Source organism: Paracoccus liaowanqingii (assembly GCF_004683865.2).
GTDB lineage: Bacteria > Pseudomonadota > Alphaproteobacteria > Rhodobacterales > Rhodobacteraceae > Paracoccus > Paracoccus liaowanqingii.
The window spans coordinates 56,042-82,441 of sequence record NZ_CP040758.1; the positions used below are offsets into that span (position 1 = coordinate 56,042).

Here is a 26,400-nt window from a genome sequence, read left to right on the forward strand (position 1 = left end):
CTTTATGGATGGCCCGCCCCTCCCGCCGATCTCCGTGTAGGATGTCGGTGTTCAATGGAGGAAGGAGCGGACCATGAGCATTGTGATCGTTGGCATCGACCTAGGCAAGAACAGCTGCAGCATCGTCGGTCTCGACAGCCTGGGGACAGTGGTGGTGCGACGGCGATTGCGTCGTGACGGCGTCATCGCCTTCGCGTCGAAGCTGCCGGCCTGCATCATGGCCATGGAGGCGTGTTGCGGCGCTCATCACATGGGACGGTCGCTGGCAGCACTGGGGCATGAGGTCCGGCTGATGTCGCCGGAATATGTCCGGCCTTACGTCAAGGCGCAGAAGAATGATGATCGCGACGCTGAGGCCATTGCCGAAGCGGCAACCCGACCCACCATGCGCTTTGTCGAACTCAAGAGCGAGGAGCAACTCGACGTCCAGACGTTGCATCGGGTGCGGGATCGACTGGTCGGAGAACGCACGTCGCTGACCAACCAGATCAGGAGCCTTCTGCTGGAACGGGGACATGTCGTAGCACAGGGCCATGCCCGGTTGCGCCACCTGCTCGCTGACATGCTCGACCCCGGCACGGGCAGCCTCAGTCCCCGCATGGCTTTCCTGCTCGGCGACATGCGCACGCGGTGGGACGAGCTTGACCGCCGCATTGCCGCTTTTGACGCCGAGTTCGCGGCCATGGCTCGGACCGATGAGCGAGCACGGCGGCTGACAAGCATTCCGGGCATCGGTGCGCTGAATGCCACCGCATTGGTCGCCGCTGTCGGCAACGCCGCGACATTCACGAAAGGACGCAATCTGGCCGCCTGGCTGGGTCTGGTGCCCAGGCAGGCGACAACAGGAGGCAAACCGAAACTGCTCGGGATCACGAAGCGCGGCAGTCGATACCTGCGCAAGATGCTGATCCAAGGCGCGCGATCTGCCATGCCAACACTGGCAAAAGCGAATTCTGCCGTAGGCGCCTGGCTGCGTGCACTGCTTGTGCGCACCCATCCCAACGTCGCTGTTGTCGCCCTTGCTGCGAAGATGGCCCGCACTGTCTGGGCGCTTCTGCGGCACGGGCGAAACTATGAAGCCGTGCCGCAGGCGGCCGGTTGAGGAACACGCGCCCGTCTTGAACACAGCCGGGCGCAACGAGCTGCGAGTGGTGAAAGGAAGATGGCCTGACAGTTGATCGGCGTTGCAAAAACCTCCGGCGCAAAATGGCCCACTGAGGCCGGCCCCTTTATGAGGATTGTGACGCGCGGATCTCCATCTTGGCGGCGGCCTTTGTGCCGACATGCCGGATACGTTTGTGCAGACTGATCATGTCATCAAAAATTTCCGCTTGCAGACGGGGCGGGCCATACGTTTGCGCCCTGACCAGAACGGTGAACCTTGACAATCGAGCCGTCGATCATTGCGTATTCAAAGTCGGCGACCGTGCTCAAAATTTTGAACATTCTGTAGAAAGCGTCAGCCTTCACCCACCGGCGAAAACGCTTGAACACAGAATTCCACTTTCCAAACTCATCGGGCAATTCGCGCCACTGAGCACCCGTCCGCACGATCCACAGGACCGCCTCGACGAACAGGCGCGGATCGCGCCCCGTTTGGCCAGGATCAGACCGTTTTCCGAGGCAAAAGGGTTCGATGATCGCCCATTGGGCATCGGTCAGGGCACGTCGGGTCAAGGTTGCTCTCCACTCTTTGCGACCTTGAATCAGACCTCAGCTGAAGTGTGAATCCCGAACGTCAACAGACCCTAGTTGCAGGCCAAGGATCAGACATTGTGAGAGGCTTTGGGCAGTGTCCCCGGTGGTGGTGTAGGAGGCCGCGCGCGGAGCCTCCGGCGTAGCGCAGCGCGCGGCCGCGGGTGATGCTGGCGGTCCACCGCCGATCTTCGGAAAAGGTTCGGGTTGCGACACTTGGAACCAACAACGGAGATGACGATGACCGACGACAGAATGGCGCTGATCGAGCTGGTTGAGAAGGAGGTTGACGGCGACCTCGTGCGCGAGATGCTGGCCTTTGCGGCCGGGCGCATCATGGAGGCCGAGGTGGAGGCACGGACGGGTGCAGCCAAAGGCGCGCGCACGCCGACGCGTGAGGTTCAGCGTAACGGATATCGCGACCGTGACTGGGACACACGCGCCGGACGGATCGCGCTGGAAATCCCGAGGCTGCGCAAGGGCAGCTACTTCCCGAGCTTTCTGGAGCCACGCCGCACGGCCGAGAAGGCCCTCGTGGCTGTAATTCAGGAGGCCTACGTCCACGGCGTCTCGACGCGGTCGGTCGACGATTTGGGTCAAGGCCATGGGCGCGGGCGGCATGTCCAAGAGCCAGGTCAGCCGCCTCTGCGCCGAGATCGACGAGCGCGTGAACGCGTTCCTGTCCCGGCCTCTGGAGGGCGCGTGGCCCTATCTCTGGCTCGATGCGACTTACCTCAAGGTCCGCGAGGGCGGGAGGATCATCAGCCGTGCCGTGATAATCGCCGTGGCGGTCAACGAGGACGGCAAGCGTGAGGTGTTGGGTGTGGCCACAGGTCCCTCGGAGGCTGAAACCTTCTGGACCGAGTTCCTGCGTAGCCTCGCCGACCGCGGCCTACGCGGCGTGAAGCTGGTGATCGCCGACGATCACAAAGGCCTGCGGGCCGCCGCACGCCGCGTGTTTAACGCCACCCAGCAGCGCTGCCGGGTTCACTGGATGCGCAACGCTCTGGCGCACGCCCCGGCCAAGCAGCGCACCGCCGTTGCGGCAATGCTGAAGACGATCTTCGCGCAGGAGACCAAGGCCGAGGCCGAAGCCCAGTGGGAGATCGTGGCTGACGCGCTTCGCGACAAGCAGCCCAAACTCGGCGCCCTGATGGACAGCTCCCGCGACGACGTGCTGGCTTACATGTCCTTTCCCCGCGAGCACTGGACCCAGATCGCCTCGACGAATCCGCTGGAGCGGGTGAACCGCGAGGTGAAGCGGCGCGCCAGACGTCATCGGCATCTTCCCGAATGACAAAGCCATCATTCGCCTCGTCGGCGCGCTCATGCTCGAGACCAACGACGAATGGGCGGTCGCCCGGCGATACATGTCGCTTGAAACGCTCGCCCGCGTCACCGACAATCACAACGTCAGGCTGCCCGCCGTGGCCACCTGATCAAGCCCTGACCTCTCCGAGGGTCGGCACTCTTACACCACGCTGTGGGACACTATCAGGCTTTGTTCACCTGCCTCATAGAGAAGCAGCCAAATGAAAGCACTCTTTCACCTGGCCGGCCAAGCCTGCTGCCACGACTGCAGATGGCAAACGCTCCGGAAATGCCAGTCTACATTCGATGCACGTCGATAGATTGCAACTGGCACGAAGCATACAATACACGCATAAGGCGAATTTACATACAGATCACAAATTGGTGACAAGTTCTGCACTGACATGCCAATAAATTCAGACAATGCAAGAAATGCACACATTCAGACTTTAAGGTTGTGAGAGGTGATGGCGTCAAACTATTGTATAAATTAGAAAAAAAATATAAAAAACGTGTGACTATGAGAACCAGAATAAAACAGGCATTTCGCTACCCTCTTGCATCATCTGGACTTAACTGTCTATTTAGATAGGTGAGGACGCCGGAGACCTCTGTTGGCCTAAACAGTTGTCATTTTGTCGGCACCCCAAAAAACGTATGTCTATGACAGTGGAACGGTCCGATGACCTTTGCCTATTCGATTGCGGTTGACCCTACGCTGGCCCGCGTCTGCGACGGACTTCTGGAACGCCATCTGCCACCGACCCTGCTCGGCATGCTAGATGTCGCGGAGACCGACGGACCCGTCCCCGGGCGCACCTGCCTGGCGCAGCTGATGCCGCTTGGCGCCGGCGCGGACGAGGCGAAGCGGCTGTCCGAGAGCGGGCATCACGGGCTGCCCGTCATCGAGGTCGATCCCGAGCATCCCGAACTGCTGGCCGAGCGGGTCACCGCGCTTCTGGTCGAGCGGCTGCAGCGCAGCGAGACGACCGCCGCTGCGTCGCGCGAAGCGGCCGCACTGCTGCGGCGCGAGAACATCTCGGGCGCGGGGCGGTTCCGCGAGATCGAAAGCTTCCTGCACGCGCTTGGCAATCCGCATGTGGCACAGTCCCTGAACTGGGAGCCCTCGGGTACCGTGGCGGAACTGCCCGCCGACGGCTCGGTCGTTCAGCATCTGCCCCTGAACATCGTCAGCATCACCGCGATCGACCTGTGGCTGCCCGAGCGCCTGCATGTCCGCAACTGCGAGATCCGGGTGTCGCTGCAGGACAGCACCGGCGACGAGCATGCGCTGGCCGAGATCCCCGACGAGATGCGGATCGGGTCGGGATGGGTGCGCTTTGCCCTGCCGATGGCGCTGCAGGGGGATGCGCGCAACTGCTCGCTGATCCTGCGCAATGCCGGGCCCGCGCGGCTGGTGGTGGGTCTGGGCATGCGCATGCCCGATGCCCGCTTCACCGCGCAGGGCGACACGATGCCCGGCGACCAGGTCCTGGCGCTGCGGGTCTGGAAGGCGCTGGCGGGCGCCTCGATCCCCGAGCGGCGCGACGCGCCGATGATCGATCCGCGTCTGGAGATGACGGCCAGCCTGCTGCAGCCCTCGGCTTTGCCCGCGCCCGAAATCTTCGGCATGCCGAGCTCGGCCACGGATTACATCACCGCCGATTTCTGGGCGGCCGAGGATGCGATCATGGTCCATCCCTCGCGCAGCGGCGCCGTCTGCGCGGTGATCCGCGACGTGCCGATGCGCGGGCTGCTGCAGCTGTCGGCGGTGGTCAACACCGGCCATGCCCGCTCGCCCAACCTGAACTTTGCCATCGGCGTCACGCCGCATCGCGCCATCGGCCGCGACGGCATCTGGGAAAGCTGCATGGGGTCTTGGGTCCACGGCCTGCCCGCGAATGGTTGGGGCCAGGTCCATTGCGTGCCTAAGGGCCCGATCGAGCGGGCTGACATCTATCTGGCCACTTCGCTGGCCCAGGACATGCCCAACGAGCACAGCTGGGGTCTTTTCCGCAGCTTCCGCGCCGTGACCGGCCAGCGTGCTACGCAGGAGGAATAGCAATGCAGCACAGCCCGATCCGTCTGGTGCCCCCGCAGGTCACCGTGGTCATCCCGGTCAAGGGACATCCGGTGCTGCTGGACGACGCCATCGCCTCGGTCCGCCGCGAGATGGCCGAGGGCGTGATCCTGCGGCTGGTCGTGGTGAACGACGGCTGTGCCTATACCGAGACGCGGCAATGCCTGGACGACTGGCAGGCACGGATGGGGTCGCAGATGCTGGTGCTGCACCATGCCAATGGCGGGCTGTCTTCGGCGCGCAACCGCGGCATCGAGGCGGCGCTGCGGATGGATCCGGGGCTGGACGCGATCTTCCTTCTGGACAGCGACAACCTGCTGGCCGAGCGCGCCGGGCTGACCATGCGCCATCTGCTGGAGACGCATCGCGATCAGGACTGGTTCTATCCCGAGTTCGACTTCTTCGGGCAGGCCGGCAACTATCGCACCGAGCCCGCCTTCAGCCCGCTGCTGCAGGCCGAGGCCAACCAGTGCGACGCGGGCAGCCTGATCCGGCGCCGGGTCTTCGATGCCGGCCTGCGCTTCGACGAGGAAATGCGGCAGGGCTACGAGGACTGGGATTTCTGGCTGCAGGCGGCCAAGGCCGGCTTCACCGGGCGGTCTGCGCGCCGGCCCCTGCTTTTGTACCGCAAGCGTCCGGCCAGCATGCTGAGCCATTCCCACGAGGTCGACCAGGATCTGCGCCGCTTCCTGCGCCGCAAGCATGCCTGGCTGTTCAACCCGGCCGCGCTGGTCGCGCTGGAGGCGGCCAGCTTTCCGCGCTTCGCCCTGATCACCGGCGAGGGGCGCCAGGTCTCGACCTGCGTCGATCCCGATCACCAGACCCCGGTCGCCACGCCCGAGTTCGAGCGGATGGTGCTGGCCGCGATGGCCGATCCGCATGCCAACCACGCGCCCGCCTACATGATCTTCCTGCGCGAGGGGGTCGAGGAGTATCTGCGCGCGGCGCGGCTGCTGCACGGGGTCCTGTGGAATTTCGAGCGCCGGGCGCTGCGCAACCCGCATGACCTGGACCTGCTGTTCCTGGACCGCCATCCGTCCGGCGGCCATGACATCGCCACCGACAGCGGCAATCCCGACCGCGTGCCAGATGCGATCTGCCTGCGCCTGTCCACCGCCCAGGACTGGGTGCAGCGTGGGGCCGAGGACCGGCTGCGCCAGCTGGACCTGGTGCCCACGCAGGAGGACGTCTCCAGCTGGACGCTGCGCGCGCCCGCCCATGTGGGCGGGCTGGCCGGCGGGGCGGCGGCGGGCGAGGTGCTGCGCGGGACCATGCTGGCGCTGCTGCGCAGCCCCTATCTGGGCGCGCTGCAGACCGGGTGGGGCTGGCGCCATCCCGGCGCCGCGATCAGCCGCGACCGCACCGTGCAGATCCCCCGGAACGCGGTCGATGGCGGGGTGACCTTCCCGCTGCTGCGCGCGCCGGGCAAGCACGACATCGCCATGGTGCTGCCGATCTTCAACATCGGCGGCGTGGAACGCGTGGCCGCCAGCATCGCACGCGAGCTGGTCACCGCCGGTCACCGGCTGCATCTGGTCGTCCTGAGCGACCGGCCCATCGACACCGACGCCTGGTCGCTGGAGCCCTTCTCCACCATCACCTGGCAGGCCGACAACGATGCTCTGGACTGGAGCGGCGAGGAGTTCCTGGGCACCGCCGAACCCCGATGGGGGCAGGGGGCTGAGGGCACCGATCTGATGGGGCTGCTGGGGGGGATGGACGCCGTCATCAACGCCCATTCGGCCGCGCTGCACAAGGTCGCCGACCGGCTGCGCCGCCGGGGCGTGCTGATGATCGACCACGAGCATCTGGTCGAACGCTCCACCTATGGCCGTGGCTACGGGCCTCCGCAACTCGCCCTGGCCTACGAGCAGGCCTACGATCTGTTCCTGACCTGCTCGGAGGGGCTGCTGGGCTGGATGCATGCCAATGGCGTGCCGCGCGAGAAGCTGATGCCGGTGGTCAATGCCCCGGGCTATCCGATGTCGCGGGCCGAGCAGGGGTTCATGACCGCCGCGCGCGCCACCGCCCGGACCCGCCGCCAGCCGCTGCGCGTGCTGTTCCTGGGCCGGCTGGACAAGCAGAAGGGCATCGACCGCGTCTGCGCCGTCGCCCATGCGCTGTCCGATCAGGCCCCGCGCATCACCCTGTCGGTCGCCGGACGCGCCATCGTCGAGGAGGACGGCGCGGCGCTCAGCTGGCCCACCGAGACGCGCTTTCTGGGCGCGGTGCGCGGCCCGGCGGCGATCTCGGAGCTGCTCGGCCAGACCGACATCCTGATCCTGCCCTCGCTCTACGAGGGGCTGCCGCTGTCGGTGCTGGAGGCGCAGCGCTGCGGCGTGGTGCCGATCGTGGCCGAGGCGGGGGCCGTGCGCGAGGCGATCGAGGACGGCCATAACGGCTTTGTCGTCCCGCAAGTGGACTGCGCCGAACAGATGGTCGCCCGCATCCTGATGCTGGACGGCGACCGCGCCCGGCTGGCCGCCATGGCCCAGGCCGCCGCCGAGACCAGCCGCACCTGGGCCCAGGCTACCGAAGGTCTGCGCGACTGGCTGGACCAGCGGCTACCCGAGTTTCCCGCACCGGCCCCGGCCGATGCGGTCCGCCCCAGATACGTATTTTCTTAACGGAGTAGAGTATGCCGCAGACCATCCACGACAGCGCGGTCCGGAATTTCCAGATGGCCGCCAACCTGCTGATCGCCCTGCAGGGCCGCAGGCTGGTGCTGACCGGTGAGGCCGCAGCCCTGCTGGACGGACGTCCCAAGGCCTTGCTGAGCGAGGGCTACAACGCCCTGTCGCCGCGCTTCGGCATCTGCATCCCGCAAGATACCCGAGGCGAGTTCTCGATGACCCCGGAGGGCGACGGGCTGGAGTTCCGCAATTCCGGCGCGACCTGGATGACCATGGAGGGGCTGGTCTCGTCCATGGATCCCTGCAGCTGCTATCTGGATGCCGATGTCGCCTTCCCCACGCCGACCGTGGCTGACGTCTTCCTGCGCGACTTCACCGATGCCGGCACGATCCGCGACAGCCTGCAGACCGAATGGCTCTTGGGCAACGACCGCGCCACCGTCTGCAAGCTGGAGCTGCCCGAGGCGGCCGATGATGTCGCCAACCGCCGCATCGTCATCCACCTGCGCCAGCCGCCGGTGCGCTTCACCATCCGCAAGCTGGCAATGACGCTGATCTGACCTCCCGGAAGGGGCCCGACTTGGACCTGAAACTGCACGTCGATTTCTGCTTTTCCTGCCCCGGCGGCCGGGTCGTGGCCGCCGGTTGGAGCCAGGACCCGCGCCCGGCGCTGATGATCCATGCCGGGTCGGCCTCGCTGCCGCCCGCGCATCTGGTCCGCTTCGCGCGGCGCGACCTGCGCTCGCTGGAGCCCTTCGGCTATCTGGCGGTCTTCGACCTGTCGGATCATCCCGACGCGCTGGACGATCCCTCCGAGGACGTCTTCCTGGCCGTGGGCGCCGAGCATTCCCGCATCGGCGGCGCGCGCCTGTCCTCGGATGCGCGCAGCATGGTCGAGATCGGCGTCGACGAGGCCTTCTTCGCGCTGCTGCGCCTGATGGCCGAGGGCGCGGTCCCGATGCCCGACCGGGCGCTGTCGGGTCCGGTCATCACCCGCATCCGCGCCGCCCGGGCGCTGCCCGCCGAGGCCGAGACCCATGCGCTGAGCGTGGATCTGGGTCAGGTGGCCGGGGCGGGGCAGGGGGTCGCCTCGGGCTGGTTCCTGCCCACCGCCGCGACACAAGGGGCGCTGCACGCGCTGGCCTTCGACGACCGGCAGCTGGCGCGGGTCACCATGGCTCAGGGCGCGGTGGCACGCACCGATCTGGCCGCCTATGCCGACCGCTATGTCTATGGCGGCCGCGACGGCTGGCTGGCGGCCTTCCGCTTCGCGGGCCCGGCCAGCGGCGCGGCGCGGCTGCTGGTCATGCTGCCGGAGCAGCTGGCGGAGTCAGGTGTTATTCATCCGCTGACGCAGGTGACCGTGCCGCAGATCGCGCGGCTGCTGGTCGAGGCCCGGCTGTGGCAGGAGGATCCCGAGGGCGCCGATGCGCTGCACCGCGCCACGCTGGCGGCCCCCGGCGCGCCCGCCATCGCCCTTCCCGACAGCCCGCCGCTGCCGGACGATGCGCCCCTGCTGCTGATCCTGGATCACGACCTGGCCGCGCCCGATCTGCGCGACGTGCTGCGCCGTGTGGCGCAGGCCACCGGGCGCGGCATCGACCTGCACCTGCTGCGCCCGACGCTGACGCCCGATCTGCGCGACGCCATCGCCGGGGCGGCACGCGAATGCCCTCAGCCCGTGCGGATCGTCGCCTGCACACCGCAGCCTCCGATCGCGGCGCAGGGTCCGGCGCTGCTGGTCTATGCCCGCAGCTCGGTCCTGTTCCATCTGGCGGGGCGGCTGCCCGTCCGGGGCGAGGTGCCGGGGCACGACCTGCAGGTGCTGGCGCTGGACGTCCTGGCCAGCCTCCCCGGCGGCGCGGGGCGGATCGCCGCGCGCTTCGGCACCGATCGCCCGGCCTTCCTGTGCTGGGGCGATGCCGCAGGGCTGCTGCCCGCGCTTGCGCCGCTGCTGGGCGATGCGCTGGTGCCCGAGTCGGCCTTCCGGCAACTGGCCGCGCAGATGGACGCGGCGGGGCGGCTGGCGATCCTGCCCGCCGATCCTACCGGCTTTCATGCCGGCGATCAGGGGCCCTTCGCGGCGCCTCTGTTCGACAGCCTGACCGGGCATGATTTCGACGCGCTCTCGGCCCGTCTGGTGCAGGAGGACGCGCGATGACCCGCACGGTGATCATCTCTCATTCGCATCCCGCCCTGCGCTACGGCGGCGGCGAGGTCGCGGCCCATCGCCAGTTCCAGCACATGCTGGCGGGCGGCGAGGATGTCTATTTCGTGGGCTCGACCATCGGCCCCGAGGATGGCGCGCGCTTCTTCGGCCCGGCGCAGCGGGTGCTGTCCTTCTCGGACCGCGACTTCTGCCTGCGCGGGCTGGGAATGGACGCCTTCGTGATGGAGCATCCCCGGATCGAGACCGAGGACTGGCTCTTGGACTTCCTGCTGGCGCTGGAGGGGGACGTCTACCACTTCCACCACTTCTGGAACATCGGCGCGGGCACGCTGCGCCGGTTGCGCGCCGCCCGCCCGCAGGCGCAGATGATCTGCACCCTGCACGAGATGACCGCGATCTGCGCCAATCACGGCCAGATGGTGAAGACCAGCGGCGAGCTGTGCCATGCCGCCTCGGACGTGGCCTGCGCGGCCTGCCTCAAGCGCTCGCCCGCCGACTTCATGCTGCGCCGCGCGCGGATGGCGGGCATGCTGGACCTGTTCGACGTGCTGCTGTCGCCCAGCCAATTCATGGCCGACCGCTTCGAGGCCTGGGGCACCGCGCCGGGCCGGGTGGGGGTGATCGAGAACGGGCTGGACCACGGCGACCGGCCCCCGGTCCAGTCCCAGGCCGACCTGACCCGCCGGTCGCGCCGCTTCGCCTTCTTCGGGCAGGCGACGCCCACCAAGGGCCTGGACGTGCTGATCCGCGCCACGCAGGAGATCGATGCCCAGATGCGTGCGCAGAACGTGGCCCCGCCTGTCGCCGCCCCCGCGCCCGCCAAGGCGTCGGCCCGGTCCGCGCCGCGGGCTGCGGTGCCGACCGCCCCGCTGGCGCCGATCTCGCTGGAGATCTACGGCGTCACCGCCGAGGGGTTCGCCGCGCTCTGGCCCGCGCTGACGCCGCCCGATTGGGTGCGCTTTCGCGGCCGCTACCGACCCCAGGACTGCATTGCGATCATGCGCCGCTTCGGCTGGATCGTGATCCCCTCGGTCTGGTGGGAGAATTCCCCGGTGGTCATCCAGGAGGCCCGCGCCGCGGGCACGCCGATGATCGCCTCGGATATCGGCGGGATGGCCGAGAAGACCGCAGGATGGGGCGTCCAGTTCCCCGTCGGAGACCCCGACGCCCTCGCCTCAGCGATCCTGTCGGTCCACGACCGCCCCGAGATCCTGGCCCAGCACATCGCCCTGATCGCCCCGCCGCTGGATATGGCGGGGTTCATGAAGGAATGGCGGGTGGCGTGTGATATCTAACCTCCTTAAATTCTCGATGCACTTAACAATTAGTACTATAGTCAGCAGCGCTTACCTGAATCGTTCCAAGTTATCTATGTTTAAATACCTAAATTATTTGGTTGCGTTGAAACAGCACCTCGCTGAGCGCATTGCGATCTTAAACTATCTCTTCCCTGTGCAGCACTAAAGGAAAACGTAATGCGAGTGGCTGTTTTCACGATGTCCTATAACGAGGATGTCACGCTACCAATATGGGTTAAATACTATGGAGGACTGTTTGGACGAGAGAACCTTTTTGTCATCGACCATGGCTCCAATGACGGATCAACGGAGGGATTGCATGGCGTCAATTTAATAAAACTGCCTAGAACGGCATTCTCCGACCTTAAAAGATCCAAAATGATCAGTGACTTATGTGAAAATTTTTTAAATTTTTATGATTACTTTATTTATACGGATACCGATGAGTTTCTTTGCGTCGATCCGAGTAAGCACAAGGATTTGAAGACTTATCTTCAAGAAGTTAGACCAGAATATGAGACTGCAATAGGCTTAAATATTTTTCACAGCTTTGACGAAGAACCTGAATTTAATTCAAGTCGAAAAGTCTTATCTCAGCGTAACTATGTCTACTTCATGGCTTCAATGTGTAAAACGCTTATAACCAAAGAGCCCATAAAGTGGGGAGGTGGGTTTCATACCTGTGACAAGCGCCAATCGTTTGGAGAAGTATACAATTTTCACTCGAAGTTTATGGATAGGGGCATCGCGCTCGACCGGTTGCGTGTTCTCCGAAATATTCCGAGAGATGGAAATTTTGGAAATCACCAGATGATTTTAGATCATGATTTAATGCTTGCGTACGCTCAGATAAACTCACGGCATAGAGGGAGTGACTTCGAGTTCTCGGAAAACATAAATGAGCTGTTATCCCTTGTAGAATTGGATGCATCCGGGAAGTACGTTTATGATCTCGATTACAACGGAGACACTCCATATCATTTGCGGAAAATTCCAGAAACTTTTAAGGGTGTCTTCTGATGTTCACTTATATAAAAGTATTTGGAGAACGAAACAGTGGAACTATCTATCTGACTGGACTTATTCACGAGAATACCAATGCGATAATCCTGCAAGGCGATACGCGCGGGAGAGGCGGGCAACTGCGAATGGAAAACGAAGTATTTTCCGCCGCGTATACCTCTGACAACGACTACCTGCAGGATATGGATCACTTTAGAATCCTTAACTCCGACTTCGGCTGGAAGCATGCTAAGCCGCCAATCGACACAATCGAATTTTCTCCATATAAAAAATTAACCAAATTTATATTTACGACAAAACATCCTGCCTTCTGGCTCCAGTCAATACACAAGCGTCCATACAACCCTAAAATAGGAAGAATTGGAACTTTCTCAGAATTTATACGCACACCTTGGCCAGTTTCTCGACGGGACAATCTGGACTGCGAAGTTCTTGATAATCCGATTGAGATATTCAATAAGAAGGTTAAGAGCTATTTTGAAGCAATTAATAAATTTCCAGAGAACGCGACTTTTATCAAATATGAAGATGTTCTGGCAGATCCAGAAGGTGCAACCAAGAAAGCTTGTGAAGATGTACTCGGCGCTAATAAGGAGCAGTTCAAAAATATTTTGAAATCGACAAAATCTAATGAAGAAAATTTTAATTACTACCAGAAAAAATACCTTTCAAATGATTATTTGAATGATATAGCCGATGAGGATCTTCAATTTATAAGCAACAAGCTCGACCCTGAAATTATGAAGTTATGTGGCTATGAAATAGCCGCAAAGAGTAGCTTGTATGCTTCGCATCAAATGCCAAAGGACAGTCCATCAGCATCTACTCCGAGCCCCTCTACGATCTTAGCTGCTTCTCGACGCTTTGAGGCACTTGGCGAAAATTGCGAAATGGGATTTGCATTACGTAAGGCGGGAAATGAAGATGGACAAATTTTTAGATGGGCGATTGTGCCCATTTCATCTATTATTTTACTTATCAAACAAAGGCCGCAGGAAATCTACAAAAAAGAAAGCCTTATTCCGTGTGACCATGATATGGTAAGAGATATCGATATAAGCATCTCATTTCATTGTGCTCATAAATTTGAGAGGCAAGCTGATGGATCATGGAAATCTTTGGGCACCGATGAGCAAGATACTAATTTTTACAAGAGAGATGCTGAAAAAATTTCGTATATGTACTCAAAATTTTTGAGGAAACTTTCTACGAAAGGAACTATATTTGTCTATAAAAGCATGAACCGTCCAAGCGATATTGAAATATCAGATTTGTCAAATGCCATTGAAACGTCATCCTCTGGAGTGGCAGCCTTAGCAATTGTCTATCAAGATGAATCCATACCTTCTAGAATAGATATTACATACCCAAACAATAGACTTTCCATTGTAAAAATGAAAGAGTTGGTGGACAATAAGTTCTCTGGTACTTCTGACTACCTGCAGTGGCATGAAATGTTTGTTTCACTTGATCAGCATTTTGGCCCAAGTGATAGTTAATGATGGAACAAAGATGGTGTTTGGGCAAGCATGATGACCCCATTGTATAGGTTCCAGATGACTCGATCATATTTTCGCTCGGCTATAGCGGCTGGCCTTTTAGCGCTTGCAGGTTATTCAGCTCCCGCCTTCGCTCAGAACACCCCCGACCGCCTCAGCGAGGCTGGCACCTGCCCTGCCGCTGACACCATGGCAGAGCCAGCGAACCAGCCCGATCCTTCCGAGGATGCGACGGCGCCCGAGAATACCGGGACGACGGGGTGGAGCGGGGGGACCGGGGGGTCTCAGCTGGGGACGAACATCCAAGGGGCGACGGACAGCTCTCCGACGTGGCAACCGCCGACGGCGCGGGGGCTGGATCTGGCGGGGTTGGCGGAGCCGGTGGCTCAGTGCTGAACTGACCTTCGACGCGACCTCGCCTTCGGACCATACCTGGGAGCTTGATTCCCTCGCATGAACGTAACCGATCATGCGGCATCTACCGCACGGATCAGCGCCGTGGCATCAATGCCGCTCTCGAACCGGAGCATGCGCTCGTTCGCAAAGCGGATACTCGATCCAAACAACCGGTGCCGGGCTTGCCACGGGCAACTCCGCGACAGGTGCTATGCCTATCGGCAGAAAGAGTTCCCCCGTATCCGGCGACCAGAGGTCCCTCCGCTTCAAATCATGGCGCCAAACGTAGATCTAGATTTGCTGGCGGGTCACCTCGTGACGCTGCGCAACCTGCGTCACTGACCCCAACCGCGCCTACAATCGCCAGCTTGTCCTTATCATCCCAACGCCGACGCCGCTCGACTCCCAGAACCTTGCCCCGCATGACCCCTCCGCACATAAGGGACGTCGCTATGCACGTGTCCTCTCTGACCCACTGGCGCAAGCGGATGCTACCCTAAATCTTTAGGAGTGCGAATCGCCTTGCAAGACCCCAATAGACAAACGGTCGAAGTCCACATCCGAGTTGCACTCATGAACCGCTTTGACGCACTCGGCACTGCCGAGATCGAACGTATGGCCTGAGCTTAATGAGGTAAGGGAAAATCTTGCTTCAACGCTGAATTCTGCAACAGCGCCCCTAAGGCGTACAAAAATAATTTTGCACGGGGTTTATACAAAATATCTGCGCCAGACCCAAAAATTTATGAATTTCCTTTAGGGTCGTGAGGACGATTGGGAATTGATCGGACGGGTGTGGAAACACCCCAGACACCTGCTTGGTGCTGCAGGCGCTCTTGAAGGTCACGGTAGTCGGCCCTGTGCGAGTACAGGCCAATGGCGGAAATGATCATTCCGAGGTCTTTAGCCGAAACAAAAGGGCGGAGTTCGGCGATGTTTATCTGCTGCGACATTTAAATATTCCTACTACACATAAAAAGCTATGTAAGCTTATTACTGCGGAGGTGTGCGGTGCGAAACCTGACTTTTCGCACAGGTTGTTTGCGAGAATGGGTCATAAGTCCTCCTAGTTGAGGCGGTTACGTCATTTGGAGAAGGCCATTGCCCGCGTGTGTGCCTTGCCAGACAATCCCTACGATGGCCTCACCCTGCCCGAAACTTTGGAGCAGGTTGTCATCCTGACCGGCCAGACGTCGGATCTGGCCGTCGGGGACCGGCGGTATCGCGGCCATGGGGTGTCGGGAACGAGAGTTCTGATCAGCGGCATCCGCCGCGGCCTGTCGCCGAAGCCGAAAGCGCTGCTCAGGCGACGCAGCTCCATCGAGCCCGAGATCGGACACATGAAGACAGACGGACGGCTGTCGCGCTGTCTGCTGAAAGGCACGACCGGCGACGCCATCTTTGCCGTGCTCTGCGGCTGCGGCCATAACATCCGCAAGATTCTGGCCTACAGGGCTTTGTTGGCCCTCATTTTGGCCGCCATCTTGCAAGTGATCAGAACAGAAAATGGCTGTCGCGCTCACGGGCCGCGTTGTTCAGCTTGAACTAATTGACAAGGTTCCCAACGAATTGCCGTATTGTGCTCAAAGCGACATGGTCTACGACGGTCGAAGATCGCTCTTTCCTGCCATTTGAGGTGCCCCGGCTAATGACATCGATCCTGAAGCAGGGCGCCATTGACTTCATTGACGTAACATCCGTCCTGGGATGGTTCGAACTGCGTGGCAACGAAGCGCTGTCGGCATCGCTGGTCGTCGGAGAGATGTCGTCGCCCGTCACGCTGACGCCGGTCGAGAATAAACCAATGCGCTGGAGGTTCCGCGCGCAGCCCGAACAGCCCGTGTCAGCGTCGGACTTCGCATCGGGTGCCGCCGCCCTCCGGATTGCCCAGGGCGGCCTGTTTGTGAACCTGCCGCTATGGAAGCCCCTGGCCGTTGCCGCTGCAGTCCAAAATCTGACGCCGAAGGAATTGCCTTTTCTGCTGCGCACCCTACCCCAAAAGGATCGGGACGCGCTTCGCACGGGGCTTGCCGATCTGACCAGACCCTCGCACGCGTCTGGACCGCTCCGCCAGCGTCAAGAACGCAGGGCACTTTTCGGCAATGCCGAGTTCCGCGTCGTGGCTGGCTCGGAGCTTGTCCTTCTGGAGATTATCGAGACGTTGATCACTCAGGGCTGGTCCTGCGACGTCACCGCCTGGTCAATCGGAGAACCGATGCGGACGCTCGCGCAGGCGGCAGGGGCGCAGCTGATCACGTCTCCGGACCAAGTCAATGCCTTCAACTATGATCTCGTCTGGCTGAACAACAGGCTGGAAGCGGTCTTCGACTATAACGTGACCGAAGCCAGCGCGTCTCGAACCCTCTTTGTGTTCGCGCATCTGGACCGGGGGTGGAGCTTTGCCCAGCCTGGTGCGGTAGTCGAGCAGATCTTAGGCGGTTTGTTCCTCGTCACCGCATCTCGAGGCATCGACCGGATTGCCGAATACGGCGTTCCTGCGGACAAGATCCGCCTCTTCCGCAATCCGGCACCTCAAGGTTTCGACATGTCACCTGCAGAGAACACCGAAAGATTGACCCATCTGCTGGTCGTTTCCAACCACGCTCCTCCCGAGGTCAGGGACGCTACGGCGATGCTGAGGGAGAAGGGTGTCCGCGTCGACCATTGGGGATCAGGTGGAAACGTGACCGGCCGCCGGCTGACTCCGGAGGCGATGCAATCCGTCGATGCGGTCCTGACGATCGGAAAGACCGTTCCCTACGCCTTGCGCGCGGGGCGCCCGACCTATGTCTACGATCATTTCGGTGGCCCGGGCTGGTTGACGGACAAGAACTTTGCCGCCGCAGCCTCGCGCAATTTTAGCGGCTTGTGCTGCGAGCGGCGGATGGATGCCATGTCCCTGTGCGAAGAACTCCTGTCAGGCTTCCGGGACGCTCGGGGGACAGCGCAGCGGGCACGTCAGACCTGGATCTCCGACTATCTGTTAGAGGAAGTGGTCGCCCGGATTCTTGTCCAGCAAGCCCTTGCGCCAACCCCTGAAGAACATCGTCAACAATTGGATAACGTGAGGGCAGCATGGTTGGGGGAACGCGCCCTCGCCCTGACGGCAGGGACTTATTTCCGTGGTGCCATGGCAGCACATCGCGCCCAAAAAATCTAAATTTAGACGCATTCGACCTAGGGCCTATTAACGTTCTTCTGAAGGGCACCTCGATTTTTAACCTTTTCTGGCCGGCGGGTAGCGGGCTGGGCGGCTTGGAGATTGAGATGATACCGCACTTCGGCATCCTTGCGCGCTATGGGGTCTTCAGCTCTCCGTCTGTCACGTGCGGCGTTTCGTGCCTCCTCGCCTGATTACCGCGCCCTGGGGTTAGGCCGGGCACGGGTTCAAGCGGCGCAGCTGGCCGAGGCGCCGCATGTTGTGCTGGCGCCGGATTGCAGACCACCAGCGGGGTAAAAACCGGCTTGTCGGCCGGTGCACATGGCAGCACCAGCTTGCCTTGCTTGGCCAGCCGCTTCCACGCCGACAACTGGTTCGGCTGCACACCATACCGATCTGCAACAGCATTCACCGTGGCACCAGGCTCAAGCGTATCGGCGACCACCAGAGCCTTTACCTCAGTCACCCGAGCCTTGAGCAGCATGGTCCGTTTTAACTCATGACAAAATGCCAATTTTGTCATGAGTGGCTGCATGAATGCCCTCCCTGTTACAGTCGTTTGCTCGGGCGTGCTGCTTCAAAGGCGTCAACTGTTGGATGTTACCCAGAACTAACACAGCAGCAGCCGGAATTGTCACTGAAAACTGACCCATGTGGAACCTTGCCCCTGACGGAATTTATCGGGGGTTATCGGAGTGATCGACATGGGATTTTTGAGTGCTATTCGACGTTGGGCCTTGCGGGACAAGATGCCCATTCGCGAGATTGCGCGGCGGACCGGGTTGTCTCGCAACACCATCAAAAAGTATCTGCGGGCGGGGGGTGTCCACCCCATCGCTTACATATCAAGCTGTCGCACAGTCGTGCGTTTTGGTCAGAGCCTACCAGAGCCCCTCTGCTTCACGGTAAAACATAACAGCTCGGCGGATACCCCCGAACAGGGTGGGTTCATGTTGTCGGAACGAGTGGGCGGATGATCCAAGATACGTAACACTATTACACTAAGGGTCGTGGTCTGCTTGACATTTTCCCAGAGTGTAGTAACGTTACTACATAGATCTTCTAAGAGTTGGGTATGAGCAATGGAACCGACGACGATCACCAGCCGAACGTTCAACCAAGATGCCAGTGGCGCAAAGCGGGCTGCTCAGAACGGGCCTGTGTTCATCACTGACCGGGGCAAGCCCGCGCATGTGTTGCTCAGCATTGAAGCCTACAGGCGGCTCACAGGGCAGCGAGAAAGTATTGTTGATCTGCTGGCTGACCCGCAAGCAGCAGAGGTCCCTTTTGAACCCGGTCGATTGAGTGCCCTCACGAAACCGGTTGATTTGTCCTGATGTTCATTCTCGATACGAACGTGGTGTCCGAACTGCGCAAAGCAAAAGCAGGTAAAGCGAATGCCAATGTTGTTGCTTGGGCGGCAGCTCAAGACCCGTCAGCCTTGTTCCTGTCGGCCATTACGCTTCTGGAGCTTGAAATGGGTATCAGGCAAGTTGAGAGGCGTGACACAGCTCAAGGAGCCGTTTTGAGAGCTTGGATGACTGACAGGGTGTTCCCGGCATTTGAGGGGCGTATTCTGCCGGTAGACGGTCCTGTCGCGCTCTGCTGCGCTGCTCTGCATGTTCCTGACCCACGCAGCGACAGGGATGCCCTTATCGCTGCGACAGGGATTGTCCATGCCATGCCAATCGTCACGCGCAATGTGGCCGACTTCGCGCCGACAGGCGTGCAGATTATGAATCCATGGGACATCGCCTAGGACCAAGCTGAATCAGGATCACTGAGCTGCGTCCTGCCAGATGACACGGACCATTCGTCCCTCGGAGGGCATTGTTTGTCTACCACGGGTTTTGAGGTCTTCGCCGCTGCGGAAGCGGTGGCTTTACAAGACGTCCTCGATCCGACCGTTGAAGCGTTCAACCATTCCATTAGTCTGCGGGTGCATCGGCGGGGCCAACGGGTTGCCAGCCACCCGCGCTGCCCTGGTCGACGCTGCCACGTGACAGTTCCAGAGCACATACCCTCTTCCCACCGCCGCCATGCGGAATGGACGCCGGCCAGCGTCCCGGCGCAGGCGGCCAGGTTTGGCCCGTCAGTGGCGGCATTTTGCGAGGCTGTAATGACAGACCGGCCCCATCCCAAGCAAAGCTTTCGAAGCTGCCTCGGCGTTCTTGCCTTCGCCAAGAGCTATAAACCTCCCGCAGCCTCGGCGCACCCTGCTGGCGGGGAATATCCATCCGGGCCCGTTCCGTGGCCTCAACTAGTGTGGCCCGCCTAACAGTAGATTCCCCGCCTGGAGTGTGTGGGCAACGCACAGACCATGTGCGAAACAACGTCACCGCATCCCCGATAGGATTCATGTGTCAGATGGGGAACACTAGTGGCACCTTCTCAAAACGAGGCCGGAGACGGCGCCGAGGTGTGCTTTAAAGAGTTTCAATCCAGTTCTTTTGCTTCACCACCCCGACGGGCCAATGCGTTAAAATCGACCTCGGGATAGGCATCTGGAATTCTGTCTATATCTCTACGAGTAGCCAACGCGATTTTCGTAACGGTAGCTTTGTTAATCATAAATATGCCGTCGCGGGTTTCAACGGGAAAGAATGGTCGTTGATCACATAGCATATCTAATACTCGCTGATCCTGCCGAACGTGAACGACTCCTAAAACGACACTTGTTTCCCCAATAAGGTGAATTTGAACGGGGAGGCGGTACTTATTGATATGTGACATTGACTTTTCTTCTCCAAATTAGTGTTCCACACCTAACGCATGAATTCCATCGGGATGCGGCGACGTTGCCCCGCACGCGGTCCGAGCGGTTGCCCACACACTCCAGACCGGGAATCCACCGTCAGGCGGACAACACTAGATCGATCCTGTCGAGCGAACTCGACAACGCCTTCCTCGAAAAAAGCCCCGAACAAACCCCGCTTCGGCATTCGCACAGAGGTGGTTCGGTTTTCCTAATCAGTTTTGGGGTGATTTCTAAGTAATTTTCCGCCTCGGTTACGCCGCGACCGCTTTAGGTTGAGCTACTCCCCGATCCATGGACAGTTTCGGTGGATATTTAAACTACGGCCTGGACCTACTGATTGGTTTCGATGCTGTTGAAATACACTACGGTGGGCGGACGCCCGCCATGGGCGGTGTGGGGCCGCTTATGGTTGTAGAAGGTGATCCAGCGGTCGATGGCCGCCTTGGCCTGTGATCCGGTTTCCCAAGCATGCAGGTAACTCACCAAAACGGTCCATACATTACTGCCTAAGAGGCAGCTGTATCTGGCGATTGATGCTTAGAATTATGCTGTTTTGAACAAGATTTGGCACCAACAGCGTTGCAGGGTAGCGTATAGAAATTGGCATAAGGCCGCTCGCATCCGGAAGTGCTCGTTCAATTTCCAAAAAACTGTGATCAAATTTTATTGATTCACGAATAATTTCATCAATACGATTCAGGTCGCTGTTTGTTGTTGGAGGATTAAGGAGGACATGCCTTATGGCAATATCAGCCGCAAAAGCCAATTGGTTTCGAAGAAATAGTGCTCGTCCGAATTCAACTATGCCTAACAAAAGGGAAATAAAAGTTAAAAAAACCATAGCAAATTCAATCGCCGCAGCTCCCGAAGCGCAATGATAAAAATTATGCTGGCAACTACGAAACCTCATCGCACCTGCACCTGGAGCCGTCTAGAGAGAGAAATATCTGAAAGGAATATACTATCATATAATTTTTGCGCTGTTAACGAGTAGTGGATATTAGTCGGTGCAGAGCCAGCACACGTCGTATCGCACTGCATCGAAAGCGGAGCGCTTTCGGGACAGGTGCAAATGCGCACTACATTTACAGCTACTAAAGTGTCTTTATTTGATGCGCGTATGATATTTTCAATTTCAGGGCCGTCGCCACCTGCGATTGCACCCTGCGCTCCAGTGCGTAGAAGCGAACCTATAATCATATGCTCAGTCAGGGCTCGGCCAACATCTACTGTTCCTAAAAGGGCAACAATAAGAAACGGCGCCAGAAGCGCGAACTCGATGGCCGAAGCACCACGTTCGGAGGGAATGAGATCGGAAAGTTTATGGTGAACGACGGGCGGGAAAAACCTCATTGAGCAGCACATCCCTTTTGATTTCATGATAAGCTAACGATACTTTAGCAAACCTAATAAGTCATCGAATATACACGCCTTTCTCTTAGCAGATACAACCCGCGCATGACATGCTTTATGTGAAATAAATAAGCACTATACTAAAAAGTACTTAATTATAGATAGAATAGCGAAAACTCAAAGTATTTTGAACGTTTGGTTTAGATTTCTCGCATAAACACACTTATATCAGTTTAAATTACGATTGAGCACCTAAGTTTAAAAAATTTGTATGTTGATAAAGCAACCTGTTTTTAAAGAAGGCCCGCCCATCTGAGGAAATCTTCAAATCTTGATGTAGTTCAGGCCACTATCGGTCTCACTCGGTGATTTGCACCATAACATTGGTCTGGATTTCCCGGGCGTTGCTCGTCTCGCAGCTGGATTTCAACGTTGAGTGGCCGGTGAACTCGACTGTATTGCCGATGATTTGCGTGCAGCCGCCGGTCGTGGTTGAGTTCCCAGTAAAGCGGATTGCTGCACTGGGAGCGTAGATTACACCTTGAGTAATTGAACCCGCGTTTCCAAGAATTTCATGCGTGACGCCGACCTGACTGCGGCTGGCGAAGATCAGGATGCCGGCATAAGGGCCTGTGGTAGGCGCTTTCAGATTCAAGCTGCCATTGCCGCTCAATCTGAGCTTGGCATTGCCAGCAAGGTAGAATGTGGCGCCGTTGGCGTTGATCGACGCCTCGCCCGCGGTGACTGTGCCGTTCGCGTTGAGCGACAGATCGCCGTCTTTAATAATGTAGAGGCCCGGCTTAAAGGTAACATGTTTTTTAATGTCAAGGCCGCCGCAGAATAGCAAAGACATTCCATTAGGACTGGGAACCGGTTCGAAGATTTCGGTGTCTTTCGACCCCGTGAAACATTTCTCTTCAGGAATTGGCTCGCCGATGTCTGCATAAGGATCGCGCACCACCGGTGCATATGTGTTGACCGCGGGACAGGCGAGTTTCAGGCCAGTACTGATGGTCGCCTCTCCCACGGTGTGCACGCAACCAACCGTCATCCCTGCGGAGCCGCCAATGGAGAAGGCGTTGCCGGCGTTGGAGTTTGAGGCGACATCGCATCCTTCAAGTGAAACATCCGTTGAGCCGCTGAGAGTGATTGCACCCGGGGCGGTTGGCGACAATGCTAAGACGCACGCCTTTGAGTTGGACGGCATGACGCTGGCCACTGCCCGCGTCTTGAGATGAACCGGCTCCTCAACAAAGATTGCGGAGAAGTACCGCGGATGGGTTTCTGTCAGAATGACCTCGACACTGCCGGGTACCCCTGCCCTGGGCCCGCTAGTCGGTGGGGTGTGGACGGTAATTGTCCCATCCTCAGCCATGAACCCGGTCTGGGTGGCTACTTGCCAGGAGGCGGCCTCAATCTGTTCCTTCTTGGCTCCTGCCCGCAGTCGGATCGCGCCAGCGTGGGCAGCCATATCCACTGCATGTTGCAATTTTCTTTGCTGCATGTAGTGGTAGCCCGTCTCCGCACCCAACCCCATGCCCGCCGCAACGAGTGGCATCGACAATGCGGCGATGATCACTACTGCTCCGCTGCTGTCGCTGCGAAGGGCTGCCAACCGGCTGAGGGTCAGAGGATAGGGCCGTGGAAGCCGAAGGCCATTGTGGGCCGGAATGTCAACATCTGACAAATGTCGTGCGGTTGCAGGGTCGGCAGCATGAGGCTGCGGCGGCGTTTCGTCTTGAGAATAAGGGCTTCGCTCGTCTGATCGCTTTCCCAAAATAAACATGCTCATGATAAGGACAAAAACAGTGATCGACAGGACAAGGTAGACGAACAGAGCGAATGTCCAAAAAGACATGGCGGCAATCCTTGGGCCTGCGTTGAAACCGTAACTTTTCTGGCCGTATTTTCGGTTATAGGTGTAGGGCTGATACTCTACGCGTGTGGCAGGGTCGTTGTTGGTCAGACCGACGTTCCTAGTGACTAGTATAGCGCTTTGCCGAGTACATCCTATAGAAGTATTTTATAAAATTTCACAACTAAAACATGAATTCACGTTCTGCGGCTAAAACTCAGCTATATGTCTGAAGTCTCACCGGGACGTGGTCGCAGATGACGCCGCGGTTGTCGCAGTTGTGAACGCAAGTGTCCGAGCACGCTGTTGAGATAGGCCCGGGAACCGCACTGGACTTGGCATAATGTTGGCAGCCTCTGCGCTGACCATGGACCGAAGCATGAACTTGGGAGAATCAAAGGCGCACAGAAAGTGAAGGGCGAACGCTTCGAATCCGTCTCGAGAAGATCGTTACGCCCCCGGCCCGGCGCTTCGACAGCGGGGGCTCAGCGCCGCCAGCGCCTACCTGGCGTGAGCCTCCGATCGGCGCGCGCTCTGTGATGCGCGCGATTCCGAGCTTGACGGTCAAAGTCCCATTACCGAAGTTATTGAAGCATCGATTGACGCGGACGCCTGTTTTTCCTTGATGACATCCGATTAAACGTATCGCGCGGTCCTTGCACGCACTCTGATAATCCCGCTTCCGGCGCGACTGCAGGCTTCCTCACGGCTAACCTTGATGCCGCAGATCCGTCACGACAGAAGATGTCAAAGGCCAAAGTCGGGGCGGGGCGCGGGTTCAATGGCTTGTCCGGTGCCGGACTGGTATTCCTGGATAACTTCGGCAGCCCGGGTCCCCGAGCCGCCCGGGTTCGCGCCCCAGCCATAGCCGACGTTGGGTCCAATCGTCTGGCTGCCTAGGTTTTTAAGCTGTGCGGAACCGGCCTCTGGCCAGATGCCGTCCGTATGGCCCATGGGACTCTCGCATCCCGACAAAAGCAGGGCGCAACTGAAGATCAGGCGCTCAACCACCTGAACTGCCCTCGATGATGTGACCGAAGGGGCCATCGACGGACCGTCTGCGCAAGCGGCGTTCCATCTCTCCTCGGGTGATTTCCTGCGTGCCGCGCAGAAAGAATTCCTGCTCTGTCGTCAGGATCGAATCCTCGAGGGGCGAGACGAGACGCTCTGACGGGCCCCCGGGCCTGTTGAGATACGGGGTCACGATGATGACCAGATCCGTCTCGTCCTTTTGCCACGATGCCGAACGGAAAAGCGTGCCCAGGATCGGAACATTTCCCAACCAGGGGACTTGCGACTGCCGTCGCGAATTGTTTCGCTGAAGCAGACCGGCAATCACAAAACTCTGCCCGGCACGCAGCTCGATCGTGGTGCTGGCCCGGCGGGTCGAAAAGCTTGGCAGTTCGATCGAGCCGGTGTTGTAGGTGTTGTTCAGGTCAAGCTGGCTGACTTCCGGCTCCAGAGTCAGATTGATCAGCCCGTTGCCAAGCACGACAGGCGTGAAGCTGAGCCGCACACCGAATTCCTTGTATTCGACGGTGACTTCATCACCGTCCTGCGCCACCGGGATGGGAACTTCACCGCCAGCAAGAAAACTTGCCGTCTCGCCGGATAGGGCGGCAAGCGTCGGTTCGGCCAGATTGCGGACAAGGCCTCTTTCCTCCAGCGCCTCGATGAGAAGAGAGACGGACACCCCTTCATCCACCATTGTCGCAAGAAAGCTGCCGAAGGGCACCGGATTGGCGATACGACCGGTGCCGAGGGTGATGGCGGACCCGCCATCGTCCCGTGCACTGACCCCCAGCCCGATGGCTTGCCCGGCCTCGCGGGATGCCTCGATCATGCGCACCTTGAGAAAGACCTGCTGCGGGTCGGTGATCTGAATGGCGTTGATGACGGCGTCAGAGCCGTATTGCTCGGCGATCTGAAGGACGTTGTCCAACGTGACGGCGTCCGGCACCGTCCCGGACAGCCGCAGACGCCCGTTGACCGAATGAACGCTGACATTGCCCCCCACTCTCTGAAGAACCGAGGCCAGATCACCCGTGTCGACGGTGACGTGTAGATCGACAAGCCCTACCAGCGCATCCTCGCCCGCGAAGATCTGCAGATTGGTCTGCCCCAGGCTTTGGCCCAGGATATAGAACGAGCGTGGCGAGATCACGACGACATCGGCGACCTCGGGATTGCCGATCACCAGTTGGTCGATGTCTTGCGCCGTAGTAAAGACCTGCGATTCGCCGGCGGTGATCTGCACCTGCGCAGCACGGCGGGTGCTGAGCGTCAGGCCAACACTATCCTGTGCCACGCCCTCGGTCGCAATGGCGATCAACAGCGTGAACGCTAGGACAAGGCGGGGCAACATGGCGCTAACCGGAGGACGCATCGCGAAGGATCCTAAGATTTGTCTCGATCACGGGATGGCCGGGCCGCAAGGCGCGCGCCTGTGCCAAGCTGACAGAGGCACGGCCATTCTCTCCGCGAAGGAAATACGAAAAGCCGACATTGTTGTGATAGGCAAAGGTCTCGCCGCCGATCCGGCGGCAAGTGGCATAGGTCCGATCGGCAAGATCGAACCGATAAAGCCAGTCATAGGACCCCGCGAGCCCTAAGCAGGCCTGCATGTCGTTTGGTGACGATGTCAGCGCCATCTGGAAATAGCGGGCAGCGTAGCCAAAGCTGCCGGCCTCGTAGCTGGTTTTTGCCGTGGAGAGTTCTGTGCCTGCCGGAACGTCCGGAACCTGGGCCGGTATCGTCTGCCGGGGGGCCGACGCAGTTTGCGGACTGCAGCTTGCCAGAGCGGCAAGACCGATCATCAGGAAAAACCCCCGTCCGCGTGCTGTGGGATCGGTGCCGCGCCGTCGCATTTTTCCTGCCATTATAGTACCGCCCCGTTCGTTTTTTCTGATCCTTTGCATGACGGGTTCTATATGTCCATGTGAATCCGATTAAACAGGTAGCGTACGAACGCCGGACCCCAGCAATTGATATTTGTTTATTAAACGGCTTTGAATCGCTTACATTTGTTACAAAATATGACGTTAGTTGGGGAGCAGGTGTTCCAAAATGGCTTTTTCCTCCAGGAAAGTGCGATTCCGGCAATTTTTGGCTGTCGCTTGAACCGGATGCTTGACATTCGGAGTACCTGAGGCATCGCCAAATAGTTCTG

The 26,400-nt window shown here is 59.4% G+C and carries 20 protein-coding genes and 5 pseudogenes; 15 read left to right on the forward strand and 10 right to left on the reverse strand.

The window, feature by feature from the left end; translation table 11 throughout:
- Positions 1–73: 73 nt before the first annotated feature.
- Positions 74–1,102 (forward strand): IS110 family RNA-guided transposase, encoded by a 1,029-nt coding sequence (locus tag E4191_RS16330; protein WP_135312247.1) that lies wholly within the window; start codon positions 74–76, stop codon positions 1,100–1,102.
- Between the two features lie 215 nt (positions 1,103–1,317).
- Here the strand turns inward: E4191_RS16330 and E4191_RS16335 are convergent, their stop codons facing one another.
- Complete coding sequence (locus tag E4191_RS16335; protein ID WP_176562765.1) at positions 1,318–1,677, reverse strand: IS5 family transposase; 360 nt, start codon at positions 1,675–1,677, stop codon at positions 1,318–1,320.
- A gap of 258 nt (positions 1,678–1,935) precedes the next feature.
- Here E4191_RS16335 and E4191_RS16340 point away from each other — a divergent pair.
- The 11 genes and pseudogenes from E4191_RS16340 to E4191_RS16395 all read left to right on the forward strand — a co-directional run bounded on the left by E4191_RS16340 (position 1,936) and on the right by E4191_RS16395 (position 17,265).
- Positions 1,936–3,134: pseudogene (locus tag E4191_RS16340) on the forward strand (IS256 family transposase).
- 554 nt (positions 3,135–3,688) lie between these two features.
- Entirely contained in the window at positions 3,689–5,068 is a 1,380-nt protein-coding gene (locus tag E4191_RS16345; protein ID WP_139615559.1) for a DUF6212 domain-containing protein, read from the forward strand.
- A 2-nt stretch (positions 5,069–5,070) separates the two neighbouring features.
- Positions 5,071–7,713, forward strand: a complete 2,643-nt coding sequence (locus E4191_RS16350; protein WP_139615560.1) for a glycosyltransferase — start codon at positions 5,071–5,073, stop codon at positions 7,711–7,713.
- Positions 7,714–7,724: 11 nt separating this feature from the next.
- Complete coding sequence (locus E4191_RS16355) at positions 7,725–8,279, forward strand: hypothetical protein (RefSeq protein WP_139615561.1); 555 nt, start codon at positions 7,725–7,727, stop codon at positions 8,277–8,279.
- Between the two features lie 20 nt (positions 8,280–8,299).
- A complete protein-coding gene (locus E4191_RS16360) occupies positions 8,300–9,880 on the forward strand; it encodes a hypothetical protein (protein WP_139615562.1) in 1,581 nt (526 codons plus the stop codon).
- Positions 9,877–11,184: a glycosyltransferase gene (locus tag E4191_RS16365; RefSeq protein WP_139615563.1), complete on the forward strand. Its 1,308-nt coding sequence runs from the start codon at positions 9,877–9,879 to the stop codon at positions 11,182–11,184. Before E4191_RS16360 ends, E4191_RS16365 begins: the two co-directional genes overlap by 4 nt.
- 186 nt (positions 11,185–11,370) lie before the next feature.
- A complete protein-coding gene (locus E4191_RS16370; protein ID WP_176562766.1) occupies positions 11,371–12,207 on the forward strand; it encodes a glycosyltransferase family 2 protein in 837 nt (278 codons plus the stop codon).
- A complete protein-coding gene (locus E4191_RS16375; protein ID WP_139615565.1) occupies positions 12,207–13,709 on the forward strand; it encodes a hypothetical protein in 1,503 nt (500 codons plus the stop codon). The genes E4191_RS16370 and E4191_RS16375 overlap by 1 nt, the downstream gene beginning before the upstream one ends.
- A gap of 894 nt (positions 13,710–14,603) precedes the next feature.
- Positions 14,604–14,729 (forward strand): annotated as a pseudogene (locus E4191_RS16385) (IS5/IS1182 family transposase); the annotation flags it as partial.
- A 491-nt stretch (positions 14,730–15,220) separates the two neighbouring features.
- Positions 15,221–15,649 (forward strand): annotated as a pseudogene (locus E4191_RS16390) (IS5/IS1182 family transposase); the annotation flags it as partial.
- A 104-nt stretch (positions 15,650–15,753) separates the two neighbouring features.
- Entirely contained in the window at positions 15,754–17,265 is a 1,512-nt protein-coding gene (locus tag E4191_RS16395; protein ID WP_139615568.1) for a hypothetical protein, read from the forward strand.
- Positions 17,266–17,401: 136 nt separating this feature from the next.
- Here the strand turns inward: E4191_RS16395 and E4191_RS16400 are convergent, their stop codons facing one another.
- Positions 17,402–17,800 (reverse strand): transposase, encoded by a 399-nt coding sequence (locus E4191_RS16400; RefSeq protein WP_228461776.1) that lies wholly within the window; start codon positions 17,798–17,800, stop codon positions 17,402–17,404.
- 169 nt (positions 17,801–17,969) lie between these two features.
- On the opposite strand from E4191_RS16400, the pseudogene E4191_RS16405 reads away from it, so the two are divergent.
- From E4191_RS16405 to E4191_RS16415, 3 genes and pseudogenes are all read left to right on the forward strand, one after another.
- A pseudogene (locus E4191_RS16405) lies at positions 17,970–18,098 on the forward strand (helix-turn-helix domain-containing protein); the annotation flags it as partial.
- A gap of 249 nt (positions 18,099–18,347) precedes the next feature.
- Positions 18,348–18,602 carry a type II toxin-antitoxin system Phd/YefM family antitoxin gene (locus E4191_RS16410; RefSeq protein ID WP_139615569.1) on the forward strand — a complete coding sequence of 85 codons (255 nt, stop codon included), beginning with the start codon at positions 18,348–18,350 and terminating at the stop codon, positions 18,600–18,602.
- The gene (locus E4191_RS16415; RefSeq protein WP_176562767.1) at positions 18,602–19,024 is read left to right on the forward strand and encodes a type II toxin-antitoxin system VapC family toxin; all 423 of its coding nucleotides are present in this window, start codon (positions 18,602–18,604) and stop codon (positions 19,022–19,024) included. The genes E4191_RS16410 and E4191_RS16415 overlap by 1 nt, the downstream gene beginning before the upstream one ends.
- A gap of 677 nt (positions 19,025–19,701) precedes the next feature.
- Here E4191_RS16415 and E4191_RS16425 read toward each other — a convergent pair.
- The 8 genes and pseudogenes from E4191_RS16425 to E4191_RS16460 all read right to left on the reverse strand — a co-directional run bounded on the left by E4191_RS16425 (position 19,702) and on the right by E4191_RS16460 (position 26,047).
- Positions 19,702–19,998, reverse strand: coding sequence for a DUF6812 domain-containing protein (locus E4191_RS16425; protein WP_139615572.1), 297 nt, complete (start codon positions 19,996–19,998; stop codon positions 19,702–19,704).
- Between the two features lie 355 nt (positions 19,999–20,353).
- Positions 20,354–20,503: pseudogene (locus tag E4191_RS16430) on the reverse strand (integrase core domain-containing protein); the annotation flags it as partial.
- Between the two features lie 19 nt (positions 20,504–20,522).
- Positions 20,523–20,933 carry a TadE/TadG family type IV pilus assembly protein gene (locus tag E4191_RS16435; RefSeq protein WP_139615574.1) on the reverse strand — a complete coding sequence of 137 codons (411 nt, stop codon included), beginning with the start codon at positions 20,931–20,933 and terminating at the stop codon, positions 20,523–20,525.
- Complete coding sequence (locus E4191_RS16440) at positions 20,930–21,376, reverse strand: TadE/TadG family type IV pilus assembly protein (RefSeq protein ID WP_176562769.1); 447 nt, start codon at positions 21,374–21,376, stop codon at positions 20,930–20,932. The genes E4191_RS16435 and E4191_RS16440 overlap by 4 nt, the downstream gene beginning before the upstream one ends.
- A gap of 358 nt (positions 21,377–21,734) precedes the next feature.
- A complete protein-coding gene (locus tag E4191_RS16445; protein ID WP_139615576.1) occupies positions 21,735–23,234 on the reverse strand; it encodes a DUF7305 domain-containing protein in 1,500 nt (499 codons plus the stop codon).
- 744 nt (positions 23,235–23,978) lie between these two features.
- Positions 23,979–24,242 (reverse strand): hypothetical protein, encoded by a 264-nt coding sequence (locus E4191_RS16450; protein WP_139615577.1) that lies wholly within the window; start codon positions 24,240–24,242, stop codon positions 23,979–23,981.
- Positions 24,235–25,596 (reverse strand): type II and III secretion system protein family protein, encoded by a 1,362-nt coding sequence (locus E4191_RS16455; protein WP_176562770.1) that lies wholly within the window; start codon positions 25,594–25,596, stop codon positions 24,235–24,237. Before E4191_RS16455 ends, E4191_RS16450 begins: the two co-directional genes overlap by 8 nt.
- Positions 25,597–25,600: 4 nt before the next feature.
- The gene (locus tag E4191_RS16460) at positions 25,601–26,047 is read right to left on the reverse strand and encodes a tetratricopeptide repeat protein (RefSeq protein ID WP_139615579.1); all 447 of its coding nucleotides are present in this window, start codon (positions 26,045–26,047) and stop codon (positions 25,601–25,603) included.
- Between the last annotated feature and the right edge of the window lie 353 nt (positions 26,048–26,400).

Excerpts from the sequence above, each read along its gene's own strand:
- E4191_RS16350 (WP_139615560.1), top strand. The coding sequence starts at position 5,071 with ATGCAGCACAGCCCGATCCGTCTGGTGCCCCCGCAGGTCACCGTGGTC.
- E4191_RS16445 (WP_139615576.1), bottom strand. The coding sequence starts at position 23,234 with ATGTCTTTTTGGACATTCGCTCTGTTCGTCTACCTTGTCCTGTCGATC.
- E4191_RS16375 (WP_139615565.1), top strand. The coding sequence starts at position 12,207 with ATGTTCACTTATATAAAAGTATTTGGAGAACGAAACAGTGGAACTATC.
- E4191_RS16410 (WP_139615569.1), top strand. The coding sequence starts at position 18,348 with ATGGAACCGACGACGATCACCAGCCGAACGTTCAACCAAGATGCCAGT.
- E4191_RS16415 (WP_176562767.1), top strand. The coding sequence starts at position 18,602 with ATGTTCATTCTCGATACGAACGTGGTGTCCGAACTGCGCAAAGCAAAA.
- E4191_RS16400 (WP_228461776.1), bottom strand. The coding sequence starts at position 17,800 with ATGCAGCCACTCATGACAAAATTGGCATTTTGTCATGAGTTAAAACGG.
- E4191_RS16365 (WP_139615563.1), top strand. The coding sequence starts at position 9,877 with ATGACCCGCACGGTGATCATCTCTCATTCGCATCCCGCCCTGCGCTAC.
- E4191_RS16440 (WP_176562769.1), bottom strand. The coding sequence starts at position 21,376 with ATGAGGTTTTTCCCGCCCGTCGTTCACCATAAACTTTCCGATCTCATT.
- E4191_RS16425 (WP_139615572.1), bottom strand. The coding sequence starts at position 19,998 with ATGTCACATATCAATAAGTACCGCCTCCCCGTTCAAATTCACCTTATT.
- E4191_RS16345 (WP_139615559.1), top strand. The coding sequence starts at position 3,689 with ATGACCTTTGCCTATTCGATTGCGGTTGACCCTACGCTGGCCCGCGTC.
- E4191_RS16355 (WP_139615561.1), top strand. The coding sequence starts at position 7,725 with ATGCCGCAGACCATCCACGACAGCGCGGTCCGGAATTTCCAGATGGCC.
- E4191_RS16460 (WP_139615579.1), bottom strand. The coding sequence starts at position 26,047 with ATGATCGGTCTTGCCGCTCTGGCAAGCTGCAGTCCGCAAACTGCGTCG.
- E4191_RS16435 (WP_139615574.1), bottom strand. The coding sequence starts at position 20,933 with ATGAGGTTTCGTAGTTGCCAGCATAATTTTTATCATTGCGCTTCGGGA.
- E4191_RS16395 (WP_139615568.1), top strand. The coding sequence starts at position 15,754 with ATGACATCGATCCTGAAGCAGGGCGCCATTGACTTCATTGACGTAACA.
- E4191_RS16330 (WP_135312247.1), top strand. The coding sequence starts at position 74 with ATGAGCATTGTGATCGTTGGCATCGACCTAGGCAAGAACAGCTGCAGC.
- E4191_RS16455 (WP_176562770.1), bottom strand. The coding sequence starts at position 25,596 with ATGTTGCCCCGCCTTGTCCTAGCGTTCACGCTGTTGATCGCCATTGCG.